Raw genomic sequence first — 836 nt, forward strand, 5'->3', positions numbered from 1 at the left:
TCGTTGGTTCCTCGCTGCCATGACGCATAAGCATCGGCAAAGAAGAAAGGGCTAAAGAGCTTTTGTTTCACCTTCTTATGCTGAGCAAACTCTTTACCATTGTCAGAGGTAATGGTCTTAACCTGCAACCTCACTGGCGCTAAGAGTTCTATCATTGCCTCTGATACTTGCTGTGCTGTTTTATGACCCACACGCTTCATCTTCAATAGCCCCGTTTTACGTTCAACGAGCGTGACAATCGCTTGCTTGTGATGCTGACCGATAATGGTATCCGCTTCCCAGTCACCAATACGTGAGCGTTCTTCAACAATACAAGGGCGTTCATGAATCGAGACTCTGTCATTGATACGACCACGGGTCTCAGCGGTTAGACGCTGCCGGTATGGTTTGGCTTTACGTCTGAGACACTGCCACAATGTACCGCCCTGCCTCTTATCACGCCAAATATAGCGATAAATGCTCATATGACTGATACCAGCATGAACGCCAGATATTTGCTCAGGACTCCAGTTCTCTTTAAGCTTGTCTGTCACCCATGCCCAGAGGTCAGTCACAATAGTTGTGGCGTTGTTAGCCCGTCTGTCACAAGCCTTGTTATTAGCATGCTTTGCTCGGTAACCTCGTAGGCTTTTATTACGCCTAAGCTCTCTTGATATGGTACTGGGACTTCTGTTTAACACCCTCGCTATAAAATTAATACTATGTTTTGCCCCTTTAAGGGCATAAATCTGGTATCGTTCACCTAGGCTTAGATGTGTATAGCTCATGGTTGCAATCTCACTTTGGTCGGTGGATAAAAACTTTGATGCTAGCGCATCTAGGTCTTTTTTTCACCT

1 protein-coding gene is annotated in these 836 nt (G+C 45.8%); it reads right to left on the bottom strand.

Annotated elements, in window-relative coordinates; genetic code table 11:
* Positions 1 to 767: IS30 family transposase (locus tag ACT3QP_RS14945; protein ID WP_444526046.1), on the bottom strand; the 767-nt coding region annotated here is incomplete at its 3' end.
* Positions 768 to 836 lie beyond the last annotated feature (69 nt).

The sequence above is a fragment of the Psychrobacter sp. AOP7-B1-24 genome (assembly GCF_052376215.1).
Classification (GTDB): Bacteria; Pseudomonadota; Gammaproteobacteria; order Pseudomonadales; family Moraxellaceae; genus Psychrobacter.